This is a genomic window from Solirubrobacter ginsenosidimutans (assembly GCF_027587205.1).
In genome coordinates, this window is sequence record NZ_JAPDOD010000002.1 from 423,263 (window position 1) to 446,413 (window position 23,151).

Here is a 23,151-nt window from a genome sequence, read left to right on the forward strand (position 1 = left end):
TCCGCCCAGGAGCCTTTCCGCATCCGGGCCGAGCGTCTTTATCCACGTGTACGAACCGTCCGCCGAACGCTTATCCCTCCGTCAGACGAGCCCGGACCGCGGCTTGGAGGCCGCAGGTGTCCTCGGCCTCGTCGCGGAGCAGGAGCAGCGCGCGCCGATCCAGGCTGAGCGCGCGGTCCTGCTTACCCGCCACGAATGCCAGCCCCGCGCGGGCGTGAAGCACGTGCGCCTCGGTGTGTGAGCGCTCGTCGGCCGCGACGCCGGCGAGCATCCCGTCGGCCTCGTTGAGCAGCCCTTCGATGCGCGCCGGGTCGCGCAGCGCCTCGTCGACCCACGGCACCACGAGGCCGAGGTGCGCCTCGGTGTCCGCGTCGCCGGCCGCCAGGACCTCCAGCAGCGCCTCGGCGACGGTCGTCGTCTGGTGGGCGAGGGCGAGGCGATCGAGCGGATCGAGCAGGTCGCGGCGGGCGGCCTCGCAGCGCGCGCGGTCGCCGAGCCACCCGTGGCCGAGCGCGGCCACGCCGAGCAATTGGTAGGCGTCCGACCACGCGTTGCCGCGGCGCTCGGCCGGCAGCGCCTCCTCGCCCCGGGCGATCAGGTCGCGCACGAGTTGCGCGTAGCGCAGGACCGTCTCCCGGTCGAGAGCGACGGCCCCGACGTTCTGCAGGATCCGCCGCGCAGCCGCCACCAGCGCGGCCGGATCGCGCGGGGCGTCCGGGCCTTCGTGCGCCGCGGCCTCGGCGGCCAGGAGCCGTACGCGGTCCTCGACCGTCGCCAGCCCGTTCGCGGGCCAATAGAACGGCACGCCGTTGTCGTCGCCTGCCAGCCGCAGCAGCGTCCAGACGCGGAACAACGCCTCCGGCGCCTGCGGGCCGTAGACGTCCTCCAGAGCTTGCACGTAGCGGCGAGCGGCGCGCCGGACCGACGCGTCGTCGCCGTGCAGCGCGCGCCAGAAGGCCGCGTCGCGGAAGCGATAGCGGAACAGCGACCGATCCGGCGCCTGGAAGAAGCCCAGCTCGTCGAGCGGGGCGTCCGGGTGCTCGTCATCCCACACGAGGTGATCGTCGAAGAGGTCGCTGAGCGCGTCCTCGTCCTCGTCGAGCACCCGCGCGAGCGCGGCGACCGTGAACTCCCGCCCTTCGAGCGCGGCGATCCGCAGGGTCTGCCGCGCGACCTCGTAGCCCTTGGCCTCGGCCTCGGGGCCGAGCGGGGCGAACGCGCGCCGCAGTTGCTCGTGCGCATCGTCGGCCACCGGCGCGGCTCCGGGGTCGAGCACCTGCAAGAGCCCTGTCTCGGAGAGCTCGGCGACGATCCCCACGTCCAAACCGGCGGAGGAGATCGTCGCCACGACCACCAGCGGATGCGCGCGCAGCAGCGGCGGCAGCGCGCGCAGCAGGAAGTAGTCGCTCCAGTTGATCGTCGGCAGACCGAGGTCGAGGTCGGTCAGTGTGAGAACGGCGCCGTCCGATCCCAACCGCTCCTGCAGTGCGGCGATCAGCGCGTCCGGGTCCGTGTACGTCTCCTCGCCCGCCACGAACGCGCCACGCGCGCCCGGCTCGTCGAACCCGCCCGTGAGCAACTCAGGCCCAGGCGCGCCGACCCGCCCCACGGGCGAGTCGGTTTCGAGCAGCAGCACGACGCCGCGGCCGTCGCGCGAGGCGGCGGCGACCGCGTCCTCGATCGCGCCGAGGACGTCTGGAGTGAACGGGTACACGCCCGAAGCATGACGCCAGAAGGGTCCTGAACGTCAACTGCGCCGGGATACCGACAGTTACGGGCCACGGAGAAGGAACGCGTGCCCCGTCGCACGCCTGGGCCCGGTCGCCGCGGTCGACCGTGTGCTCGATCAGGTTCGCTCGCGACGCGAGCGTCGAGTTTCTCGCGCTCTGCTCACGAAAGTCGACGCTCGCTCACCATCCCACCGCAGCGGCCCTTCCCACCCGGCGCAGTTGACGTTCGTCCCTCTACGCGCGGAACGCGTCGTCGATCGCGGCGCCGGAGACGTCCGCGGCGTAGTTGGCGAGCGTCGTGTAGGCGACCTGCGCGATCACCTCGAGCGTCACCTCCGGCGAGAGCTCACTCGCGACGTGCCCGCGCTGCTCGAGCAGCGATTGCGTGAACGCCCGCAGCGCCTCGAGCCCCGAGTCGGCCATCGGCTCACCCGCCACCAGCGCGGCGATCAGCGGCTCGTCGCCGCCCTGCTTGCGCGCGAACGTGCTGTGCGCGGCGAGCGAGTACGCGCAGTCGTTGTGCCGGCTCACGGTGATCCCGACGACCTCGCGCTCGAGGCCGGTGAGCGTGGTCGAGCGCAGCGCCGTCTGCAGGCCGACGAAGCCCGAGAGCGCCGCCGGCGAGGCCGCGATCGCCGCGGCGAGGTTCGGGATGAAGCCGATGTTGCGCTCCAGCGCCTGCAGGGTCTCGCCGGAACCGGGGTGAATCGTGAAGGTCGTCATGCCGAGCAGCCTGCGGGGGATCGGGGCGCCCGACAATTCCCTCCGAGGGAAGTGCGCAACGCCCGCCGCGGACTTACAGTCGGCGGCGTGCAACCCAGCCCCGTCGGCGCCCTCCTGCAGCACTGGCGCGCCCAGCGCCGGATGAGCCAGCTCGCGCTCGCGACCGAGGCGGGCGTGACGGCCCGCCATGTCTCCTTCGTCGAGAGCGGAAGAGCGAACCCGAGCCGCGAGATGGTGCTCACGCTCACGCGCGCCCTCGACGTCCCGCTCCGCGAGCGCAACCAGGTCCTGCTCGCCGCCGGCTACGCGCCGCAGTACCGCGAGACGGGCCTCGACGACGCCGCGATGACCCACATCAGCAAGGCGCTCGACCGCATGCTCGAGCATCACGAGCCCGATCCCGCGGTCGTGATGGACCGCCACTGGAACGTGCTGCGGACCAACCGCGCCGCAGAGGCATTGTTCGCCTGGCTGCTCGACGGTGAGCACCCCGGCGACCCGCCCAACGTCGTCCGGCTGATGTTCGGCCCGCTGCGCCCGCACGTCGCCAACTGGGAGCAGACCGGCGAGGCGCTCGTGCAGCGCATCCACCGCGAGGCGATCGGCGGCGTGCCCGACCTCGTCACCCGCGCCCTGCTGGAGGAGGTCCTCGCCCTCCCCGGCGTCCCGCCGGCGTGGCGCACGCCCGACTTCGCGACCACCCCGCTGCCCGTCCTCCCGGTCGTCTTCGCCAAGGACGGCCGCGAGCGCCGCTACTTCTCGATGGTCACGACGCTCGGCACCCCGCAGGACATCACGCTGCAGGAGATCCGGGTCGAGTCGTTCTTCCCCGCCGGCTGACCGCCTGCCAGACTCGCGCGTCATGTTTCGAGCCGCCCTTCTCGCCGTTCTCGTGCTCTTCATCGCACCGACGGCCGCCCGCGCCGCCGACGTCCGGGTCTACTTCACCAAGGGCGAACAGCTCGCGTACGTCACGCGCGACCTCGAAGCGACCCCGACCGCGGCGCTCGCCTCGCTGCTCGCGGGCCCGACCCCCGCCGAGCAGAAGAAGGGCTACGGCACGACGATCCCGCTCTCGGTCGTGCTGACCAGCGCGAAGGTCGACGGCGAGCGGGCCGACATCGAGCTGTCCGGCCCGTTCGAGGCCCCCGAGCCGATGCTCCACGCCCGCCTCGCGCAGATCGTCTACACGGTCACCGCGGTCGACAGCGACATCACCGACGTGCGCATCCTCGGCAAGACCTACACCCGTGCGGACTTCGGCCCCGAGCCGTTCACCCAGCCCAAGCCGCCGACCAAGAAGACCGCCGCGCCCGCCAACCCCAAGGACGTCCAGACCAAGCTGGCGAGCCTCGGCTACCTCCCGACCGACGCCGTGACCGGCACGTGGGACTACCGGACGATGCAGGCCGTGATCGCCTTCCAGGCCTGGAGCGGCCTGTCGCGCGACGGCGTCGTCGGGCCGCAGACGCTGACCAAGCTCACCGCCGCCGGCCGCCCGCTCCCGCTGGACCGCACGAGCAAGGGCAGGCGGGTGGAGATCTACCGTGCCCGCGGCGTCGTCCTGCTGATCAACAGCGGCAAGGTCGTGCGCGCGATCCACACCTCGACCGGCATCGGCGGCGACAGCCCGGACATCGGCACCCCGCCCGGCAAGTGGAAGATCTACCGCAAGGAGGTCAAGTCCTGGTCGGTCCCGTACAAGACCTGGCTGCCGTATGCCGCCTACTGGGTGGGCGGCTGGGCGCTGCACGGCTACGCCGACGTCCCCGCCCAGCCCGCCTCGCACGGGTGCGCGCGGCTGCCGCTCCCGGAGGCGAAGATCGTCTACGACTTCGTGTCCATCGGGACGCCGGTCCAGGTCATCTAGGGTTTCAGTCATGGAGGCATCGGAGCCGCGCCGTCGTCGCCCCGCGATCGTCGCCGTCGACGACGAGCCCGCAGTGCTCGCCGCCGTCGCGCGCGACCTGCGGCGCCAGTTCGGCGAGCGCTACAGGATCGTGCGCGCGACCTCGGGCGCGGAGGCGCTCGACGCGCTCAAGGAGCTCGTCACCCGCGGCGAGCAGGTCGCGCTGCTGGTCGCCGACCAGCGCATGCCCGGCATGGCCGGGACGGAGTACCTCGTCGAGGCGCGCAAGCTTGTTCCGGACGCCAAGCGCGTCCTGCTGACCGCCTACGCCGACACGGAGGCCGCGATCCAGGCGATCAACGAGGTCGACCTCGACTACTACCTGCTCAAGCCCTGGGACCCGCCGGAGGAGCAGCTCTACCCGGTGGTCGAGGACCTGCTGACCACGTGGGAGGCGGGCGCGGCGCTGGAGTCCGGCGGCGTGCGCGTGATCGGCCATCGCTTCAGCCGCGACTCGCACGACCTGCGCGACTTCCTCGCCCGCAACCGGGTCCCGATGCGCTGGCTGGACGTGGAGCGCGACGCCGAGGCGCGCGAGCTGCTGACGATGACGGGGGTCGAGAAGGAAGGGCTCCCGGTCGCGCTGCTGGAGGACGGCACCGTGCTCGAGCACCCGACCGTGCGCGAGCTCGCCGAGCGCCTCGGCGTGTCGGTCGCGCCGACGGCCGAGCACTACGACCTCGTGATCGTCGGCGGCGGCCCGGCCGGCCTCGCCGCCGCCGTCTACGGCGCGTCGGAGGGCTTGAAGACGGTCCTGGTCGAGCGCGAGGCGCCGGGCGGGCAGGCGGGGATGTCGAGCCGGATCGAGAACTACCTCGGCTTCCCGAGCGGCCTGTCGGGCTCCGATCTCGCGCGCCGTGCGGTCGACCAGGCACGCCGCCTGGGCGCCGAGCTGCTGACGATCCAGGACGCGGTCGGCCTCACCGCCGAGGGCGCCGGCCGGCTCGTCGAGCTCTCCGGCGGCAGCACGCTGAGCGCGAACTGCGTGCTCGTCGCCTCCGGCGTGTCCTATCGCCAGCTCACGGTGCCGGGCTTCGAGCGCCTGACCGGCAAGGGCATCTACTACGGCGCGGCGCTGACCGAGGCGCGCTCCTGCCAGGACCAGCACGTCGTCGTGATCGGCGCGGCCAACTCCGCCGGCCAGGCCGCGGTGTTCTTCAGCCGGTACGCCGGCCGCGTCACGATGCTCGTGCGCGGCGAGAACCTCGAGAAGTCGATGTCCAGCTACCTGATCGACCAGATCGCGGCGCTTGAGAACATCGAGGTCCACACCAGCGCGCAGGCCGTGCTGGCCGAGGGCGACGGGCACCTCGACACGCTGACGATCCGCGACGTCAATGGCGAGCGGCGGGAGAAGGTCGACGCCGCGTTCGTGTTCATCGGGGCGGCGCCGCGGACGGAGTGGCTCGAGGGGGTCGTCGCGCGCGACGAGCACGGCTTCATCCTCGCCGGCCTGGACGCCAAGGCCGCGGGCTGGCCGCTCAAGCGCGACCCGTTCCTGTTGGAGACATCCGTGCCCGGCGTGTTCGTCGCCGGCGACGTGCGCTCACGCTCGATGAAGCGCGTCGCCAGCGCCGTCGGCGAGGGCTCGATGTCCGTCTCGCTGGTCCACGAGTACCTCGCCGAATGACCGTTCAGGATGAGCTGCGCCGGATGGACCTCTTCGAGGGGTTGACCGACGCGCAGCTCGACGCGTGGGCCGGCGTGGTCGAGATCCGCGACTACGCCGACGGCGACCGGATGCTCACGCAGGGCGAATCGCCCGGCCCGCTGCTGCTGTTCAGCGGGACGACGCGCGGCTACCGCGAAGCGGACGGGCACATCGACCCGATGACGCCCAACCACGGGCCGACGTGGATCGGCGCGATCGCCGCGATCACCGAGGACCGGCTCCCGCTCAACGTCGATGCCGACGGTCCCTGCCGCGCGGCGATCGTCCCGCGCGACGCCTTCATCGACCTCGCGTGCGCGCAGCCGACCGTGCACCGGAAGGTCATGCGCGTGATCGGGCCGGTCATGCGCGGCATCAACGCCCGCGAGTCCTCGCGCGAGCGGCTGACCTCGCTCGGCACGATGGCGGCCGGGCTCGCCCACGAGCTCAACAACCCCGCGGCCGCCGCTCGCCGCGCGGCGAGCGATCTCGTCGACGCCGTCGAGGTCATCAACCACGCCCTGCAGGCGTTCGTGGAGAGCGGCATCGAGCGCGTCGACGCCGAGAAGCTGCTCCAGCTCCAGCAGGAGGCGCTCGGCATGTGCATCGTGCGCGGGAGGCTCGACGCCCTCGACGCGACCGACGCCGAGGACGCGATGCTCGACGCGCTCGAGGACCGCGGCATCGAGGACGCGTGGCGCTTCGCCGAACCGCTCGCGGCCGTCGGGCTCGACGCGGACTGGGTCGACCGCGTACAGGCCGTCGCCGGCCCGGCGACGGGGAAGACCCTCTCGTGGGTGGCCGCCTCGCTGACCGCGCACGAGCTGGCGAGCGAGCTCGTCGAGTCCACCGAGCGCATGTCCGGCCTGGTCAAGGCGATCAAGACCTACGCCTACATGGACCGCGGCGGCGTCGTGCAGGCCGACGTCCACGAGGGCCTCGAGAGCACGCTGGTGATGATGGGCCACAAGCTCAAGCACACCCAGATCAAGGTCACGCGCGACTACGACAAGTCCCTGCCGCAGCTGATGATGTACGGCTCAGAGCTCAATCAGGTCTGGACGAACCTGCTCGACAACGCGATCGGCGCGCTCGGGGAGGACGGCGCGATCCAGATCACGACGAGCTCCGACAACGGCTGCATCAAGGTCGACATCGCCGACGACGGGCCTGGCATCCCCGCCGACGTCCGCTCGCACATCTTCGACCCGTTCTTCACCACCAAGGCCCCGGGCAGCGGTACCGGCATGGGCCTGGACACGGCGCGGCGCATCGTCGAACAGCGCCACCGCGGGTCGATCTCGTTCGACACCGGCGACGGCGGCACGACCTTCCACGTCTGGCTACCCCTCGATGGAGTGAAGAAATGAGCACCTGCACCCACCTGGACACGATCGAGATCACCGAGCTGCCCGAGGAGGTCGCGGGCTGCGAGGACTGCCTGGCGACCGGCGGGGTGTGGCTGCACCTGCGGATCTGCCTCGCCTGCGGCCACGTCGGCTGTTGCGACGACTCGCCCAACAAGCACGCGAGCGCTCACGCCTCGCTCGAGCATCCGATCATCCGTTCGCTCGAGCCTGGTGAGGACTGGTGCTGGTGCTTCGAGGACGAGATCGGGATGCGCATCCCGCAGGTCACAGGATCGACGCGGATTCCTCCCTCGCCGATGCTGTCGCGCTGAACAGCGCCTCGGCGGCGGCGAGCACCCGGCCCTCGCTCCAGGCGGGTCCGGTGAGCTGCACGCCGACCGGGAGCCCGTGCTCGTCGAAGCCGACGGGCACGGCGGCGCTCGGGAGCCCGGCGAGGTTCTGCGGGACCGTGTAGGGCAGCACGGCGTCGCGGAAGGACTGGGCGCCGACGCCGCGGAGCTCCGGCGGGAGCGCGTGGATCGGCGTCAGCAGGAGGTCGGCGGCGGCGAACACGCGGGCGAAGTTCGTGCGCAGGCGCTCGCGGGTCGCGGTCGCCTCGACGTACTCGTCGACGGTCACCGTCCGCGCCCGCTCGATCCGGGCGGCGACGTCCTCGCCGTACTCCGCCTTGCGGGTGGGGAAGAGGACGGAGTGCGCGAGCGCGGCCTCGACCGACTGGATGGCGACGAACGCGGGATAGATCCGCGCCGCTTCGTCGAAGCCCACTTCGAACGCGCCGAGTGCCGTGGCGGCGCCGTCGAACGCGCGCTGGATGCCGGGGGTCAGCGGGTGCAGGTGCAGGTCGGGGCAGATCGCCACGCTCGGGGCCGCGTCGAGTGGGTGGGTGCGGCTGCCGGTGAGCGCTGCGTAGAAGAGCCGGACGTCGGCGGGCGTGCGGCCCATCGGCCCGGCGTGGTCGAGTGAGCGGGCGAGCGGGAAGACGCCGGTGGCGGGAATCTGGTTGTAGGTCGGCTTCAGCCCGGAGACGCCGCAGAACGCGGCGGGGATGCGGATCGAGCCGCCGGTGTCGGTGGCGAGCGCGAGCGCGGCGCCGCCGGTCGCCAGCGCGACGGCGCTGCCACCGCTCGACCCACCCGGGATGCGCTCGGCGTCCCACGGGTTGCAGCACGGCGGGAAGTGCGGGTTGTTGGACGTGATGCCCCAGGCGAACTCGTGCGTGAGCGTCTTGCCCACGACGATCGCGCCGGCGCTCTTGGCCCGCTGCACCGCGAACGCGTCGGCCTTCGGCACGTGGCCCTTGAAGATGCTCGACCCGTAGGTCGTGGGGACGCCCTCGGTGTCGTAGAGGTCCTTGACGGCGAGCGTCAGGCCTTCGAGCGGGCGGGCGGTGCCGTCCCGGTAGGCGCGTTCGGCGGCCTTGGCCTCCTCCCGCGCGCGCTCGAGCGTCAGCGTCACGAACGCGCCGAGCTCGGCGTGCTCGGCAGCGGCATCGATCAGTTCGACGGGGGACAGTTCGCGCGCGGCGAACGCCGCTCTGAGCTCGACGGCGGTCTTCACCGCAGGAAGTCAAGCAGCAGCGCGTTGACGCGCTCGGGGGCGTCGAGCTGCATCCAGTGGCTGGCGCCGTCGATGCGCTCGTAGCGCCACTCGCCCGCGACGAACTCCTCCGACCCGGTGACGTTGGCCTCCAGCAGGAAGGCGTCGCCGCTGCTCCACAGCCCGAGCGTGTCGGCGCGGACGGGCGGGAGCGGGAGCCGGCTCAGCTCCTCCCGCGGGTGCAGGTTCGCCCGGTACCAGTTCAGGCCGGCGGTGACGTCGAAGTGCTCGAGGTCGAGGTCCGGGTGGCTCGCCGCCCATTCCTTGAAGAACGCCCAGTCCTCGCGGCGCAGGATCTGCTCGGCCTCGGGGAACTGGAAGAGCAGCATGTACCAGGACTTCTCGCGCTGGGCCATGCTCTTGGGCACGGACGGGTGGCCGACGGAGAGCACCGCGAGCTTCTCCAGCCGCTGCGGCGCCATCAGCGCGAACGCCCAGGCGACGCCCGCGCCCCAGTCGTGACCGACGATGTGCGTCGACTCGATCTCCAGGGCGTCGAGCACCTTGGTCAGGTCGGAGACGCTCTTACCGACGCGATAGGCGTCGACTTCGTGCGGCTTGTCGGACGCTCCGAACCCGCGCAGGTCGGGTGCAACGACGCGGAAACCCGCGTCCTTCAGGATCGGGATTTGATGCCGCCACACGTGGGAGGAATCGGGGAAGCCGTGGAGCAGGAGGACGGGTGTCCCCTCGCCTTCGTCGAGCACCGCGAGCTCGACGCCGTCGCCGGTGATCCGTCGCATGTTTGGGCAGCCTACGAGGTGTGTAGGGTCCTCAACAGGCAAGTGCATTGAAACCGTCCGACCGCACAGGCATAAGTCAGGGTGTGAAGGCCACCGAAACGCGCGAACGGGTCGTCGTGCGAATGGCAGGAGACTCAGGCGACGGCATGCAGCTCGCCGGCAGCCGCTTCACCGACGCGACCGCGGTGTTCGGCAACGACCTCGCGACGCTGCCCGATTTCCCGGCGGAGATCCGCGCGCCGGCCGGCACGGTCGCGGGCGTGTCCGCGTTCCAGATCCACTTCGCCTCGCGCGACATCCTCACCCCGGGCGACGCGCCGGACGTGCTGGTGGCGATGAATCCCGCCGCACTGAAGGCGAATCTCGGACTGATGCGGCGGGGCGCGACGATCCTCGTCAACGAGGACGCGTTCAGCGTGCGGGCGGTCCAGAAGGCGGGGTACAAGGAGTCGCCGCTGGAAGACGGGACGCTCGAGGGGTTCACCGTCAAGCGGGTCCCGATGAGCTCGCTGACCACGCGCGCGGTCGAAGGTGTGGACGGTGCCTCGTCGCGCGACGCGCAGAAGGCCAAGAACCTGTTCGCGCTCGGCCTGCTCTCCTGGCTGTACGACCGGCCGACCGAGGTCACCGAGAAGTGGGTGCGCGCCAAGTTCAAGGGTCCGGTGATGGAGGCCAACCTAGCCGCGTTCCGGGCGGGCTGGAGCTTCGGCGAGACGTCGGAGATGATCGACGTGCAGGTCAAGGTCGCGCGCAACACCGAGGTCGCGCCGGGGACCTACCGCAACCTCAACGGGACCGAGGCGACGGCGCTCGGCCTCGTGGCGGCATCGATCAAGTCCGGGCTGCCGCTGGTGTTCGGCGCGTATCCGATCACGCCCGCGTCGGACCTGTTGCACGCGCTGTCGCGCCGGCAGGACCTCGGGGTGCGCACGATCCAGGCCGAGGACGAGATCGCGGCGGCGTCGATGGCGTTGGGCGCGGCGTTCGGCGGCGCGCTAGGCGTGACGTGCACGTCCGGCCCGGGGCTGGACCTGAAGACCGAGACGATCGGGCTGGCGGTGATGCTCGAGCTGCCGATGCTGATCATCGACGTGCAGCGCGCGGGCCCGTCGACCGGCATGCCGACCAAGACCGAGCAGTCCGACCTGCTGCAGGCGCTGTACGGGCGCCACGGCGAGTCGCCGCTGCCGGTGCTCGCGTCCTCCTCGCCCGGGCAGAGCTTCGAGATGGTCTACGAGGCGGTGCGGATCGCGGTCACCTACCGCACGCCGGTGATCCTGTTGAGTGACCTCTTCGTCGCCAACTCGAGCGAGCCGTGGAAGATCCCGGCCGCGTCGTCGCTGCCCGCGATCAACCCGCGCTTCCGGACCTCGCCTCCGGGCGAGGATCCGTTCCTCCCGTACGCGCGCGACGACCGGCTGGCCCGGCCGTGGGCGATCCCCGGGACGCCCGGCCTGGCGCACCGCATCGGCGGCCTGGAGAAGGCCGACGGCACGGGCGCGATCTCCTACGACGGGCCCAACCACGCGCGCATGACCGAACTGCGAGAGGCGAAGGTGGCGGGGATCGAGGTGCCGGACGTCGAGGTGCTCGGCGAGGTCGACGCCGACCTGCTCGTGCTCGGCTGGGGCTCCTCCTACGGGACGATCCGGGCGGGCGCGCGGCGGGTGCGCGAGCGCGGCGGGCGGGTGGCGACGGCGCACCTGCATCACCTCAATCCGATGCCGGCGAACCTGGGTGAGGTGCTGCGCTCGTACGAGCGCGTGCTCGTACCCGAGATGAACAGCGGGCAGCTCGCGCACGAGCTGCGCGCCAAGTACCTGGTTCCTGTCGAGTCCTACGCCAAGGTGCAGGGCCAGCCGCTGCTGCCGTCGGAGATGGAGAACGAGATATGGCAGCGACTGAGCTGACCAAGGCGGACTTCCAGTCCGACCAGGAGACGCGCTGGTGCCCGGGCTGCGGCGACTACGCGGTGCTGGCGGCGGTGCAGGGCTTCTTCCCCGAGCTGGGGATCCCGCCGGAGCGGGTGGTGTTCGTGTCCGGGATCGGGTGCGCGGGGCGCTTCGCGTACTACATGGACACCTACGGGATGCACGGCATCCACGGCCGCGGACCGGCGTTGGCGACGGGGCTGGCGGCCGCACGCGAGGACCTGTCGATCTGGGTCGTGACCGGGGACGGCGATGCTTTGAGCATCGGCGGCAACCACCTGATCCACGCGCTGCGGCGCAACGTGCCGGTCAAGATCCTGCTCTTCAACAACCAGATCTACGGGCTGACCAAGGGCCAGGCGTCGCCGACGTCCGAGCTGGGCAAGGTGACCAAGTCGACGCCGTTCGGGTCGATCGACGCGCCGTTCAACCCCATTTCCCTGGCGCTGGGCGCCGAGGCGACGTTCGTGGCGCGCACGATCGACACCGACAAGCAGCACCTGCCGATGGTGCTGCGCGCGGCCGCCGCCCACGAGGGTGCCGCGCTGGTCGAGATCTACCAGAACTGCCCGGTGTTCAACGACGGCGCGTTCGACGCGCTGCGCGACAAGAAGCGCGGCGAGGTCAACCGGATCTACCTCGAGCACGGCGAGCCGATCCGCAACGTCACCCGCGACGCCGACGGCGTGCTGCGGATCGGGGGCGACGGCGCTCCGGTGATCCACGACGCGCATCGCGCCGATCCGTCGTTCGCGTTCGAGCTCTCCCGGCTGTCCTCCTCGCCGGACGGGCCGACGCCGATCGGGATCTTCAGAGACGTCGCGCGGCCCGTGTCCGGGCAGGAACTGACGCATCAGCTGGCGCAGGCCCGGGCGGGTGCGGACGACTCGACGCTGGACGCCGTCCTGCACGCCGGGGATACGTGGACGATCGCCTAGCGCTCCGCCGCAGCGAGAAGTGGAGCAAGTACCCGGCCGACGTGCTCCCGGCGTTCGTGGCCGAGATGGACTTCGCGCTCGCGCCGGCGGTCAAGACCGCGTTGCACGCGGCGATCGATGCTGACGATCTCGGCTACATCGGGCGGATCGACAGCTTGCTGGAGGCGTTCTGCGGGTTCATGGCGCGCCGGCTCGGCTGGACCGTCGACCCGGCGCAGGTCACGCTCATCACCGACGTCATGGTGGGCGTCGAGGAGCTGCTGCTCGCGCTGACCTCGCCGGGTGACGGCGTGATCGTCAACCCACCCGTCTATCCGCCCTACTTCGTCGACATCCCGCACGCGGGGCGGCGGGTGGTCGAGGTGCCGCTGCTGGTCGATGGCGCGTTGGACGTCGACGGGATCGCGGACGCGTTCGCCCGCGGTGCGCGGGCGCTGCTGCTGTGCAACCCGCACAACCCGACCGGGCGGGTGCCGACGCGGGACGAGCTGACCGCGATCGCCGCGGCCGCCGACGCGCACGGCGCGTGGGTGATCTCCGACGAGATCCACGGGCCGCTGACGTTCCCGAACGAGGAGTTCGTTCCCTGGCTGACAGTGTCCTCGCGCGGCGGCGCGGTCACTTCCGCCTCGAAGGCGTTCAACCTCGCCGGGTTGAAGCTCGCGATGATCGTCACCCCGTCGGTGCAGTTGCCTGACGGGCTGCGGGACAAGGCGGGCTACCTCGGGACGATCGCCGCCGAGGCCGCGTTCCGCGAGGGCGACGCGTGGCTCGACGAGACGCTCGCGACGATCGCCGCCAATCACGCGCGGCTCCCGTCCCTGCTGCCGCCCGGCGTGACCGTCGCGGTGCCGCCGCAGGCGAGCTTCTTGACCTGGCTGGACTGCCGGGCCGCGGGACTTGGAGACGATCCCGCCGCGGTCTTCCTGGAGCGCGGGCGTGTCGCCTTGGAGACCGGCCTGCGCTTCGGCTCCCAGGGCGCCGGGTTCGCCCGGTTGAACGTCGGAACGACGCCCGAGCTCCTGGAGGAGGCGGTCAGACGACTGGAGGCGGCGTTGACGCCGTGAACTCCGCGCTGAGGATCTCCTCGACGATCTCGACCTCGCCCAGTTCGATCACGAGCACGACGTGGCGCGTCGCCAGCGCGAGGTACTCGTGTTTTTCCGGCTCACGCGTGGAGTCGAGGTAGGTCACTTGGGCGTCCGTCAGCGGGAGGAAGTCGTCGCCCTGCGTGTTCAGAAAGTCCGTCATGCGGGAGCGGAAGCCCTCGTACGGGAGCTGCAGCGTCCCCTCGATCTCGTGACGCGCCGTCTCGATGCGGACGCGCTCGCGGCGGAATGGCATCAGCTCAGTATCGCGCGGCGCCGGTAGGGTCCACGCCCCATATGTTGGACATCGACGCCCTCCTCCGTCCCTACTGGGACTCGCTGCAGACATCGCACGGGCCCTTCGACCTGTTCGACGCCCACACCCACATCGGGCAGGACGATCCGGACGGGATGAAGCAGACCCCCGACGAGCTGATCGACGTGATGACGCGCGCGGACGCCCGCGCGGTCGTGTTCCCGATGCACGAGCCGTCGGGCTATCCCGGGCCGAATGACGCCGCGATCGCCGCGGCTCTGGGCTCTTCCGGTCGCCTGGTGTCCTTCTGCCGGCTCGACCCGCGCGTGTCGCCCGCCGAGGAGGCGCGGCGGTGTCTGGACGCGGGCGCGGTCGGCATCAAGCTGCACCCGCGCGCCGAGCAGTTCACGCTGCACGAGCCGGGCGTGCGCGAGATCGTCGCCGTCGCCCATGAGCGTCGCGTGCCGATCCTGATCCACGCGGGTCGCGGGATTCCGGCGCTGGGGCAGAACACGGTCGAGCTGGCGACGGAGTTCCCCGACGCGCGCCTGATCCTCGCCCACGCCGCGATCTCGGATCTGGCGTGGCTGTGGCACGTCCTGCCCGACCATCCGAACGTCTTCATCGACACCGCCTGGTGGAACCCGGCCGACCACATCGCGCTGTTCTCGCTGGTCGACCCGTCCCACATCGTCTGGGCCTCCGACTCGCCCTACGGCCTGCCGGTCCTGGCGGCCTGGACCCACGCCCGGGCGGCGTTGCAGGCGGGTGTGAGTGACGAAGCCCTGCGCTGCATCATGGGCGGCCAGACCGAGCGGCTCGTGACGGGTGCCGACCCGCTGTGGGTGGGCCCGGCGCCGGGCGCGTCCGAAGCGGCCCTGCACCCGCTCCTGGACCGCGTCGTCACCCACCTGGTCTCGGCCATCGGCCGGGCCTTCGGCGGCGGCAACCCGGAGGAGCCTCTGGCGCTGGCGCGCCTGGCCTGCGCCGTGGGCGAGGACGCCCCGCACGCCGACGTCTGCGCCGCCGTCCTCCAGCTCCTCGACCTCTACGAGGAGCACCTCGCCCCACCACCCCCAGGCCGCCCGTTCCCACTCGCGGGCCGCTTCATCATCGCCGCCCTCACCGTCGCCCGCACCCCGGCCGTCCCACTCCCGCCACTGGATCTCCCCGCGCCCACGCGCGAAACCGCCGACGCGTAGTCGACGATTCGCTCAGCCTTCGCCGCCGCCGGTGATCGGCGGCGACGGGGCGGTGTCGTGCTGTGGGGTCGCCGCGGGCGTGCAGCGGCGGTAGTTGCGCTCTACCGAGAAGCGCTCCCCGCCGGTCGTCTCCCCGCTCACGCTCACACGGCCCTGGTGAGGGAGGCGCACGGTCACGCTCGCCTCCTGCGTCACGCCGGTCAGATGCACGACCTCGCGGCCACCCGCGCGGATGTGCACGGGGCTGAGGATCGCGTTCGACGGCGGGACGATCCGGATCGTCACCCGCGTGCCGGTGAGGCAGCCGCGGTGCAGATCGATCTGCAGGTCGGTGTCGCCGCCGCCCTGGGCGAGGGCCGTTGCTCCGAGGCCGATGCCGAGGCCCGAGCCGAGTGCCAGCAGGATCGTCGCGCGCCGCCTCACACGCCGACCGTACTCCACTCACCCGGCGGTCGTCTAGCCTGGCGAGCGGGGTGTCGGACTCGTTCCCCTTCTATGTGGCCCGGCGGGCCCTCGCGGTGATCGGCGTGTCGGTGGCGCTGACCGCCCTGACGTTTCTGATGTTGCACCTGCTCACGCCGGAGAGTTTCCCGGACCCGCGGCCGCTGCACGTCGAGCTGCTCACCTACCTGCGGGACGTGTTCGTGCGAGCCGACTTCGGCGACTCGACCCAGCGCCCGTTCCTCCCGGTGCGTTCGATGCTCGCCGACGCGCTGCCCGCGGATCTCGCACTGCTGATCGGCGCGATGGTCATCGGCTCCGTGCTCGGCATCGCGGGCGGGACGGTGTGCGCGCGGCGGCCGCGTACGTTCGTCGCTCGGGCGCTCCAAGGCCTCGCGGCGCTCTTCCTCTGCGCGCCCGTCTACTTCGTCGGCTACCTCGTGATCCTGCTCTTCGCGCCGAACGTCGGCGCGCCGATCCCGATCCCGCTGGTCACGGTGAACACCTACCAAAGCCTGGGCGAGGACCCCGTCGCGTGGCTGCACTCGCTGCTCGTGCCGTGGCTCGTCGCGGGCATGCCGCTCGCGGCGCTGTGCCTGCGCATGGTCCGCGCGACGCTCCCGGAGGTCGTGGCCGAGGACTACGTCCGCACGGCGACGGCGAAGGGCGTCTCCCCGCGGCGGATCACGATCGTCCACACGCTGCCGGTCGCCCTGCCGGCGACGATCGCGCTGATCGGCACCTACATCCCGATCCTGCTCGCGAACGTGATCCTCGTCGAGGCCGTGTTCGGCATCCCCGGGATCTACCGGCTGATCCCGAACGCGGTCGACGGCCGCAACTTCCCGGTGCTGATGGCGATCGTGATCGTCGGGTCGGTCCTGGTCGTCGTGGCGAACGCGATCGCCGACATCCTGCAGGCCGCGCTCGACCCGCGGGTCAGGCCGTAGCGGTCACCACTCGAGCGGGCGACCGTCGCGGAAGAACCCGCCGGTCGGCCCGTCGTCGGGCAGCTCGACCGCCCAGACGACGCTCGCGGCCCCCTGCTCGACCGGCCGCCCGCCCTGGCCCATGTCGGTGTCGGTCCAGCCCGGACAGATCGCGTTGACGAGGATGCCGTGCGGCCGCAGTTCGGCGGCGAGCAGGCGGGTGAGGGCGTTCAGCCCGGCTTTGCTGACGCTGTAGGCGGGGGTGCCGCCGCTCATGCCGCCGAGTGAGCCGCTCTCACTCGAGACGTTGACCACGCGCGAGTGCGCGCTGCGCCGGAGGTGGGGAAGGAACGCCTGCGTCGTGCGCCAGGCGCCGAAGAGGTTGGTCTCCAGCGCGGTGTGGACCTCGTCCAGATCGGCGGTCTCCGCTCGCGCCCAGGTGTCGTAGAGGATCGCGGCGTTGTTGACGAGGACGTCGAGCGCGCCGATCTCGCCCGCCGCTCGCCGCACGCTGCTGTCGTCGGCGACGTCGAGTTCGACGACCCGCAATCCGCCGGCCACTGCGCGCCCCTTGGCGACATCGCGCGAGCCGAGGATCACCTCGTGGCCGTTGCGGGCCAGCTGGCGGCAGACCTCGAGCCCGATGCCGCGGTTGCCGCCGGTGACCAGCGCGATGCTCACTCCGCGAGTGCGAGTACCTGCGCGCCCGTCGCCTTCGCCAGGTCGGCGGGCGCGATCGGGAAGACGGCGTGGGGGTGACCGGCCGCGGCCCAGACCGTCTCGAAGCGCAGCAGGTCCTCGTCCATCACGGTGCGCACGTGGTGCGGGTGCCCGACGGGCGGGATGCCTCCGATCGCGTATCCGGTCACCTCGCGCACGTAGGCGGCGTCGGGGCGTTCGACCGGCTCGTCGATGGCGGCCTCGATCAGCGCGACGTCGGCGCGGTTGTCGCCCGAGACGAGCGCGAGCACGGGGGCGTGGCTCGTCGTCCCGCGCATCACCAGCGACTTGACGATCGCGCCGAGCTCACAGCCGACCGCGGCGGCGGCCTCCGGCGCGGTGCGGGTGGAGTCGGCGAGCCGCACGATGTCGGCGGGCAGTCCGAGCTCGATCAACGCGGCTCGAACCCGGCGCGCGCTGCGCGGAAGAATGTCAGCCTCGGTCACGTCCTAGACCGTATCCATGTGGACCGTCAGCCCCGAATCCGAACACGTCCCCGACGTTCACGCCCTCGTCCGTGACTACTTCGCGGAGCTCACGGTCCGCTACTTCCGCCGCCCCACCGACGAGGCGGAGATCGACCTCACCCTCGAGGAGTTCCCGGCCAACGGCCTCGGCGTCTTCCTCGTCCTGCGCGCCGCCGGCGTCGCGGCCGGCCACCTCGGCGTCTACCCGACCGGCGAGCTCACCCGCTTCTACGTCGCCCCCGAACACCGCCGCGGCGGCGGCGCCCGAGCCCTCCTCACCGCCGCCGAGACCTGGGCCCGCACCCAACAGCTCCCCCGCCTCTTCCTCGACACCCGCCACGACCTCGTCGAGGCCCGCAGCTTCTACGCCTCCTGCGGCTTCACCGAGTTCCCCCCTCCCGCCACCTCCGGCCAGTTCCAAGACCACTGGTTCGAAAAACCCCTCTGACACCGCGCGCCTTAAACAAAGGGGTCAGACCCCTCAACATTGTTTTTGGCTCTGCAGCGCCGTTTGAATTGTTGAGGGGTCTGACCCCCCCTTGTGGGTGGGGGCGAGAAAGGTCGGTGGGCGGCCTAAGGAGGGCATGCCACGAAAGCCGCGTATGGAAATCGCAGACGGGATTCATCACGTCTGGGCACGGGGGAACGACCGTCAGCTGATCTATTGGGACGACGAGGACTGCGTGCTGTACCTCAAGCTGCTCGCCGCGGAGGTGGTGCGGAAGGGGTGGCGGTTCTTCGCGTACTGCCTGATGGAGAACCACCTCCATCTGCTGCTGCAGACGCCGGAGCCCAATCTGGGGAAGGGGATGCAGCGGTTGCACGGGGACTATGCGCTGCTCTACAACCGCCGCCATAGGAAGGTCGGGCATGTGTTTCAGGGGCGGTACGGCTCAAAGCCGATGGCCGACGACGATCACTTCTGGACGACGGCGCGGTACATCCTGCGGAACCCGGTCGAGGCCGGATTGTGCCGGACCGCGGAGGAATGGAAGTGGAGCAGCCACCGTGCCGTGCTCGACGGGACGGCGCCCCCATGGCTAGATGCGACCCGTTTGCTCGAGCGGTTCGGGGTGACGGGCGGCGACCCGCACACCGTCTATCGAGCCCTCGTCGACGGATGATCGACCGGTCGGCCGCAAGGCCGCGGCGAATCGGCCGATTAGAAGGGGCGTGGAGGCGCGCTACGTGATTTTCGATCTCGACGACACGCTCGTGCACTCGGATGCCGTGCGGGAGGCGTTCTGGGTCGTCGCGCGCGCCTACGAGATCGATCGCGCCAGGCTGACCCGCACGCTCGACGGCCTGCCCGGCCGCCTCGCGTGGGAGGTCTTCGTCGCGCTCGGGCTCAGCAATACGCGGGCGAAGGCGGCCACGAAGCACTTCCTCGCGGTGCTGGACGAGCTCAACACCGTCGCCCCGCCGGTCGCCTACCCCGACGCCGACACGACCCTGCGCGAGCTCGCCGCCCACGGCGCGCAGCTGATGCTCTCGACCGGCTCGAGCACCGAGCGCGCCAAGCGGGTGCTCGACCACGAGGGCTGGGACGCGTTCACCGTCGTGCTCGGCTCAGACGGGCAGTGCAGCAAGGGCGACGCGCACTACGACCGGATCGCGCAGCAGACCCCCGACCGCGAATGGACCCACCACGCGGTCACGGTGGGGGACAGCCCGCAGGACATGCGCCTCGGCGCCGAGCACGGCGTACCGGTGCGGATCGGCATCGATCGCGACGGTAATCCACAGACCCTTTTCGCCGCCGGCGCGACCCACGTTGTCAGCGCTCTGGCAGAGGTCGTCTCGATCGTCGCATCGATCCAGATTGCGGCATAACGGCGTGTACGCACGCGGACAATCAGGTAGTAGGTCGAATGAGTGTCCAAACGCCATACGACGTCATTGCCTTCTCACCTTGATGATGCTACGAACTACTCAATGGCGGGAGCACGGATGCAGAAAGTGGTAGTCACAGGCGGGCTGGGCTTCATCGGCTCACACGTCGTCGACGCCCTGCTGGCGGCGGGCCGGCAGGTCACGGTCATCGATTCGATGGTCGCCGCGGTCACGGATGGCCGCGAGTACGAAGTCTTCCCCGGCTGCCAGGTGCACCGGGTCTCGATCGCGGACTATCTCGCGCAGGGCGGGAGCTTCAAGGACCAGGACCTGGTGGTCCACGCGGCCAGCCACGTCGGCCCCGCGGGCATCCTGAAGTACCAGGGCTCGCTCGGCGCGGACATCGTCGCCGTCACGCAGCAGGTCATAGAGGAGTGCGTCACGCATGACGTCGCCCTGATCTCCTTCTCGAGCGCCGAGGTCTACGGCCGCAGCGGCATGCTGGCCGAGTCCGACGACATCATCGTCCCGACGCACTACAACGCTCGCCTCGAGTACGCGATCGCCAAGACGCTGACCGAGGCCGCGACGATCAACAGCCGCCACCGCGGCCTGCGTGGCTTCGTCATCCGCCCGTTCAACGTCGTCGGCCCGCGCCAGTCGCGCGCGGGCGGCTTCGTGATGCCGACCTTCGTGCAGCAGGCGATCGCCGGCCGTCCGCTGACGGTCTTCGCCGGCGGCGGACAGGAGCGCGCGTTCCTGAGCGCGACCGACCTCGCCCGCTTCATCACCGAGCATGCCGGCGCCGCGTTCGAGTCCGACCGCCCGATCTTCAACATCGGCAACCCGCTCAACACCATCACGGTGTGGAACCTGGCCGAGCGGATCATCGAGCGCCTCGGGTCCACGAGCAGCATCGAGCACGCCGACGCGCGCCTGATCCACGGCCCGCTCTACGAGGAGGCGGAGTCGATCCAGAAGCTCCCGGTCCTCGACGCGGCCAAGGCCGTCGGCTGGGCACCGACCATCACGCTCGACGAGCTGATCGACGAGACCGCGCTCTATTACCGCGTGCGCGACGACGCGCGCGAGGCCGCGGCCGTCCCGCTCGACGCGGGTGCTCGGGTCTAGCTTGCCGAAATCGGCGGTCGTCCTCGCGCCACACGCGGACGACGAGGCCATGGGCTGCTCCGGGCTCATGGCCAAGCTGGCGGAAGCCGGCAGCCGCATCCACGTGGTCTACCTCGCCGTCGACGGCTTCCACCACTACGGGGTCAACGGCGAGACGTCGCTGCAGCAGCGCCTGGACGAGATCGAGGACGTCCTCGCCCTCTTCGGCGAGAACACGACGTACGAGATCGCCTACAAGGACCAGGACCTGATCGAGAAGCTCGACACGCTCCCGCGCCGCGAGCTCGTCGACCGCTTCGAGAAGGTCCTGATCGAGCACAAGCCCGAGCTGCTGCTGCTGCCCGCGCTGCCCGACTACGACCAGGATCACCAGGCCGTCTTCTACGCCGCCCACGCCGCCGCCCGCCCGATCGCCAAGCAGTTCGGCAACCACCTCACGCCCAACGTCCTCGCCTACGAGATGACGAAGATCCAGTGGGCGGCCGAGCCGCTGCCCCGCTTCGCCGCCTTCACGGACATCACCGATCACATCGAGACCAAGCTCGAGTCGGTGAAGCGCTACAAGACGATGCTGCGCCCGAGCCCGCACATCCGCAGCCTCGAGTCCGTCAAGGCGCTGGCGACGATCCGCGGGGCGGAGATCGGCGTGACCTACGCCGAGGCGTTCGCGGTCCTACGCTCGACCTTTTAGCCGCTCGACCGCGCGCGGACCGACGACGCTGCCCGCCAGCAGCGCCCACGCGTCCGGCTCGCGCACCAGCGACGGCTCCCGCCGCGCGAGGTCGGCGAGCCCGCGCAGCGTCGGCACGAACGGCCGCTCGGGCAGCGTCCGCTCGCGCACGCGGTAGACGAGGTCGCGCCGCAGCGCTCGGTCCGCGAGCCTCTCCAGCCCCGCCCGCCGCGGCCCCGCCGGAACGGTGAGCGCGTGGCGGCGCTTGACGTCGTGCACCTCGCGCAGCGTCTTCTCGGCCTGGAGATAGCCGTGATCGGTGACGTCGGCGACGCCGGCGGTGAAGCTCCCGCTGTGGATGCGGTAGCGGCAGAGCACCTCGCCGATCCACGCCACGTCCCACGTCTCCGACATCCGCAGCCAGAACGCGAAGTCGAACGGCGGGTAGTCCTCCTGGCGGAACGCGCCCTCGGGGACGGCGCTGCGCCGGATCAGCGCGGTCGACGAGCAGACGCGGCACCCGTGCAGCATCGACTTCTCCACGAACATCGCACCCGGCTCCAGCGCCGGCGACGGCGTCCCGAGCCAGTCCTCCTCGCGCATCAGGTACTCACCGCGCGCGTCGATGAGCGCAAACCGCGCGTGCGCGAACCCGGCCGACGGCGACGCGTCCAACGCCGCCACGGTCCGCGACACGAGCGTCGGCTCGGCGATGTCGTCATCACCGAGCTGGATCACGTAGTCGGTCGTGGCGCCCACCAGCGAGCGCGTGAAGTTGCCCACGATCCCGGCGTTGTCGGCGTGGCGGATGTACCGCAGCCGCTGGTCGGAGAACTCCGCCACGACGCGCTCGACCGAGTCGTCGGGCGTCGCGTCGTCGTGGACCTCGAGCACGAGGTCGGTGTACGTCTGCCCGAGCGCCGATGCGATCGTCTCCGCCAGCCACTGCGTGCGCCGGTAGGTCGGAATGCAGACGGTGACGCGGCTGCTCACAGGACCACCTCGCCCGACACGCACGTGACGGTGCCGCCCGCGATCCAGATCTCCCCGTCGGCCTGCGTCACGTGCACCCGCCCAGCCCGGCCCAGCGCCGTCCCCTGATGCGCGAGATACGGCGCCGTCACCCGCCCGCTCTCGAGCAGCCACCCGGCCAGCGACGCGTTCAGCGACCCGGTGACCGGGTCCTCGGCGGTGGCCCCGTCCTTCGGGAAGAACGCCCGCACCTCGAGCACCCCGTCGGGATGGAACCCGGCGACGCCCACGTCGAGATCGACGTACGCGGGCGAGAGCGCGAGGACCTCGGAAGCGGAGCCGAGCAGCACCGCCACCCACCCAGGCCCGTTGTCCGCCCACGAGGCATCCAGCACGGCGGCCCGCTCCACACCCAAGACGCGGCACACGTGCGAGACCAGCGACTCCTCCACCGGCCCGCCCCGCAGCAACGGCGGCGCGGCGAACGCCAGCCCGTCGACGGTCCGCCGGATCGGGATCAGCCCCGCCTCGCACTCCTGCACGATCACGTCGGCGCTCGCGGGCACCCCACCCGCCTGCAGCCACGCGTGGCAGGTCCCGAGCGTCGGGTGCCCCGCGAACGGCAGCTCACGCGCGGTGGTGAAGATCCGCGCGCGGTAGTCGGCGACGTCGGATTCAAGAACGAACGTCGTCTCCGACAGGTTCGTCCAGTGCGCGAACCGCTGCATCTCCTCGGTCGACAGCCCATCACCGTCGAGCACGACCGCGACGGGATTGCCGAGATACGGCGTCGACGTGAAGACGTCCACCTGCGCGAAGGAACGCGGCACGGCGCCGCACTTTAACGCGAG

At 71.1% G+C, this 23,151-nt stretch carries 25 protein-coding genes; 15 read left to right on the plus strand and 10 right to left on the minus strand.

Going from position 1 to position 23,151, the window contains the following annotated elements; genetic code table 11:
- Nucleotides 1-70: 70 nt before the first annotated feature.
- Both OM076_RS04485 and OM076_RS04490 read right to left on the minus strand, forming a co-directional pair.
- Nucleotides 71-1,714 (minus strand): hypothetical protein, encoded by a 1,644-nt coding sequence (locus tag OM076_RS04485; protein ID WP_270038245.1) that lies wholly within the window; start codon nucleotides 1,712-1,714, stop codon nucleotides 71-73.
- A 250-nt stretch (nucleotides 1,715-1,964) separates the two neighbouring features.
- Nucleotides 1,965-2,453: a carboxymuconolactone decarboxylase family protein gene (locus OM076_RS04490; protein WP_270038246.1), complete on the minus strand. Its 489-nt coding sequence runs from the start codon at nucleotides 2,451-2,453 to the stop codon at nucleotides 1,965-1,967.
- A gap of 87 nt (nucleotides 2,454-2,540) precedes the next feature.
- Between OM076_RS04490 and OM076_RS04495 the strand changes: the two genes are divergently transcribed.
- Genes OM076_RS04495 through OM076_RS04515 form a run of 5 tightly spaced genes read left to right on the plus strand, consistent with a single transcriptional unit; the run spans nucleotide 2,541 to nucleotide 7,694 of the window.
- On the plus strand, nucleotides 2,541-3,293 hold the full coding sequence (locus OM076_RS04495) for a helix-turn-helix domain-containing protein (protein WP_270038248.1): 753 nt from the start codon (nucleotides 2,541-2,543) through the stop codon (nucleotides 3,291-3,293).
- Nucleotides 3,294-3,315: 22 nt separating this feature from the next.
- Complete coding sequence (locus OM076_RS04500; RefSeq protein ID WP_270038250.1) at nucleotides 3,316-4,323, plus strand: peptidoglycan-binding protein; 1,008 nt, start codon at nucleotides 3,316-3,318, stop codon at nucleotides 4,321-4,323.
- Between the two features lie 10 nt (nucleotides 4,324-4,333).
- Entirely contained in the window at nucleotides 4,334-5,992 is a 1,659-nt protein-coding gene (locus OM076_RS04505; protein ID WP_270038251.1) for an FAD-dependent oxidoreductase, read from the plus strand.
- Entirely contained in the window at nucleotides 5,989-7,383 is a 1,395-nt protein-coding gene (locus OM076_RS04510) for an ATP-binding protein (protein ID WP_270038253.1), read from the plus strand. Before OM076_RS04505 ends, OM076_RS04510 begins: the two co-directional genes overlap by 4 nt.
- Entirely contained in the window at nucleotides 7,380-7,694 is a 315-nt protein-coding gene (locus OM076_RS04515) for a UBP-type zinc finger domain-containing protein (protein WP_270038254.1), read from the plus strand. The genes OM076_RS04510 and OM076_RS04515 overlap by 4 nt, the downstream gene beginning before the upstream one ends.
- Here OM076_RS04515 and OM076_RS04520 read toward each other — a convergent pair.
- The gene (locus tag OM076_RS04520; protein ID WP_270038256.1) at nucleotides 7,648-8,940 is read right to left on the minus strand and encodes an amidase; all 1,293 of its coding nucleotides are present in this window, start codon (nucleotides 8,938-8,940) and stop codon (nucleotides 7,648-7,650) included. The genes OM076_RS04515 and OM076_RS04520 overlap by 47 nt on opposite strands.
- Complete coding sequence (locus tag OM076_RS04525; RefSeq protein ID WP_270038257.1) at nucleotides 8,937-9,722, minus strand: alpha/beta fold hydrolase; 786 nt, start codon at nucleotides 9,720-9,722, stop codon at nucleotides 8,937-8,939. Before OM076_RS04525 ends, OM076_RS04520 begins: the two co-directional genes overlap by 4 nt.
- Before the next feature lie 122 nt (nucleotides 9,723-9,844).
- On the opposite strand from OM076_RS04525, the gene OM076_RS04530 reads away from it, so the two are divergent.
- Genes OM076_RS04530 through OM076_RS04540 form a run of 3 tightly spaced genes read left to right on the plus strand, consistent with a single transcriptional unit; the run spans nucleotide 9,845 to nucleotide 13,658 of the window.
- The gene (locus tag OM076_RS04530; protein WP_270038258.1) at nucleotides 9,845-11,632 is read left to right on the plus strand and encodes a 2-oxoacid:acceptor oxidoreductase subunit alpha; all 1,788 of its coding nucleotides are present in this window, start codon (nucleotides 9,845-9,847) and stop codon (nucleotides 11,630-11,632) included.
- Nucleotides 11,614-12,591, plus strand: a complete 978-nt coding sequence (locus OM076_RS04535) for a 2-oxoacid:ferredoxin oxidoreductase subunit beta (protein ID WP_270038259.1) — start codon at nucleotides 11,614-11,616, stop codon at nucleotides 12,589-12,591. The genes OM076_RS04530 and OM076_RS04535 overlap by 19 nt, the downstream gene beginning before the upstream one ends.
- Nucleotides 12,576-13,658: a MalY/PatB family protein gene (locus OM076_RS04540; protein WP_270038261.1), complete on the plus strand. Its 1,083-nt coding sequence runs from the start codon at nucleotides 12,576-12,578 to the stop codon at nucleotides 13,656-13,658. Before OM076_RS04535 ends, OM076_RS04540 begins: the two co-directional genes overlap by 16 nt.
- On the opposite strand, the gene OM076_RS04545 is transcribed toward OM076_RS04540, so the two are convergent.
- Entirely contained in the window at nucleotides 13,627-13,935 is a 309-nt protein-coding gene (locus OM076_RS04545) for a DUF6812 domain-containing protein (protein ID WP_270038262.1), read from the minus strand. The two genes, OM076_RS04540 and OM076_RS04545, sit on opposite strands and share 32 nt — an antisense overlap.
- A 41-nt stretch (nucleotides 13,936-13,976) precedes the next feature.
- On the opposite strand from OM076_RS04545, the gene OM076_RS04550 reads away from it, so the two are divergent.
- Nucleotides 13,977-15,137 (plus strand): amidohydrolase family protein, encoded by a 1,161-nt coding sequence (locus OM076_RS04550; protein ID WP_270038264.1) that lies wholly within the window; start codon nucleotides 13,977-13,979, stop codon nucleotides 15,135-15,137.
- Nucleotides 15,138-15,149: 12 nt separating this feature from the next.
- Here the strand turns inward: OM076_RS04550 and OM076_RS04555 are convergent, their stop codons facing one another.
- Complete coding sequence (locus tag OM076_RS04555; protein ID WP_270038265.1) at nucleotides 15,150-15,560, minus strand: hypothetical protein; 411 nt, start codon at nucleotides 15,558-15,560, stop codon at nucleotides 15,150-15,152.
- 50 nt (nucleotides 15,561-15,610) lie between these two features.
- On the opposite strand from OM076_RS04555, the gene OM076_RS04560 reads away from it, so the two are divergent.
- Nucleotides 15,611-16,528 carry an ABC transporter permease gene (locus tag OM076_RS04560; protein ID WP_270038266.1) on the plus strand — a complete coding sequence of 306 codons (918 nt, stop codon included), beginning with the start codon at nucleotides 15,611-15,613 and terminating at the stop codon, nucleotides 16,526-16,528.
- A gap of 3 nt (nucleotides 16,529-16,531) precedes the next feature.
- Here the strand turns inward: OM076_RS04560 and OM076_RS04565 are convergent, their stop codons facing one another.
- Together OM076_RS04565 and OM076_RS04570 are read right to left on the minus strand one after the other, a co-directional pair.
- On the minus strand, nucleotides 16,532-17,188 hold the full coding sequence (locus OM076_RS04565) for an SDR family NAD(P)-dependent oxidoreductase (RefSeq protein WP_270038267.1): 657 nt from the start codon (nucleotides 17,186-17,188) through the stop codon (nucleotides 16,532-16,534).
- Entirely contained in the window at nucleotides 17,185-17,673 is a 489-nt protein-coding gene (locus OM076_RS04570; protein WP_270038269.1) for a YbaK/EbsC family protein, read from the minus strand. Before OM076_RS04570 ends, OM076_RS04565 begins: the two co-directional genes overlap by 4 nt.
- A 16-nt stretch (nucleotides 17,674-17,689) precedes the next feature.
- Between OM076_RS04570 and OM076_RS04575 the strand changes: the two genes are divergently transcribed.
- The 5 genes from OM076_RS04575 to OM076_RS04595 all read left to right on the plus strand — a co-directional run bounded on the left by OM076_RS04575 (nucleotide 17,690) and on the right by OM076_RS04595 (nucleotide 21,349).
- The gene (locus OM076_RS04575; RefSeq protein ID WP_270038271.1) at nucleotides 17,690-18,142 is read left to right on the plus strand and encodes a GNAT family N-acetyltransferase; all 453 of its coding nucleotides are present in this window, start codon (nucleotides 17,690-17,692) and stop codon (nucleotides 18,140-18,142) included.
- Nucleotides 18,143-18,296: 154 nt separating this feature from the next.
- On the plus strand, nucleotides 18,297-18,818 hold the full coding sequence (locus OM076_RS04580; RefSeq protein WP_270038272.1) for a transposase: 522 nt from the start codon (nucleotides 18,297-18,299) through the stop codon (nucleotides 18,816-18,818).
- A 64-nt stretch (nucleotides 18,819-18,882) separates the two neighbouring features.
- A complete protein-coding gene (locus OM076_RS04585) occupies nucleotides 18,883-19,527 on the plus strand; it encodes an HAD family hydrolase (protein WP_270038273.1) in 645 nt (214 codons plus the stop codon).
- 117 nt (nucleotides 19,528-19,644) lie between these two features.
- Nucleotides 19,645-20,658, plus strand: coding sequence for an NAD-dependent epimerase/dehydratase family protein (locus OM076_RS04590; RefSeq protein WP_270038274.1), 1,014 nt, complete (start codon nucleotides 19,645-19,647; stop codon nucleotides 20,656-20,658).
- Between the two features lies 1 nt (nucleotide 20,659).
- Nucleotides 20,660-21,349: a PIG-L deacetylase family protein gene (locus OM076_RS04595; RefSeq protein ID WP_270038275.1), complete on the plus strand. Its 690-nt coding sequence runs from the start codon at nucleotides 20,660-20,662 to the stop codon at nucleotides 21,347-21,349.
- Here the strand turns inward: OM076_RS04595 and OM076_RS04600 are convergent.
- Both OM076_RS04600 and OM076_RS04605 read right to left on the minus strand, forming a co-directional pair.
- Nucleotides 21,332-22,321, minus strand: a complete 990-nt coding sequence (locus OM076_RS04600) for a glycosyltransferase family 2 protein (protein WP_270038277.1) — start codon at nucleotides 22,319-22,321, stop codon at nucleotides 21,332-21,334. The two genes, OM076_RS04595 and OM076_RS04600, sit on opposite strands and share 18 nt — an antisense overlap.
- Complete coding sequence (locus OM076_RS04605) at nucleotides 22,318-23,130, minus strand: PhzF family phenazine biosynthesis protein (protein ID WP_270038278.1); 813 nt, start codon at nucleotides 23,128-23,130, stop codon at nucleotides 22,318-22,320. Before OM076_RS04605 ends, OM076_RS04600 begins: the two co-directional genes overlap by 4 nt.
- Between the last annotated feature and the right edge of the window lie 21 nt (nucleotides 23,131-23,151).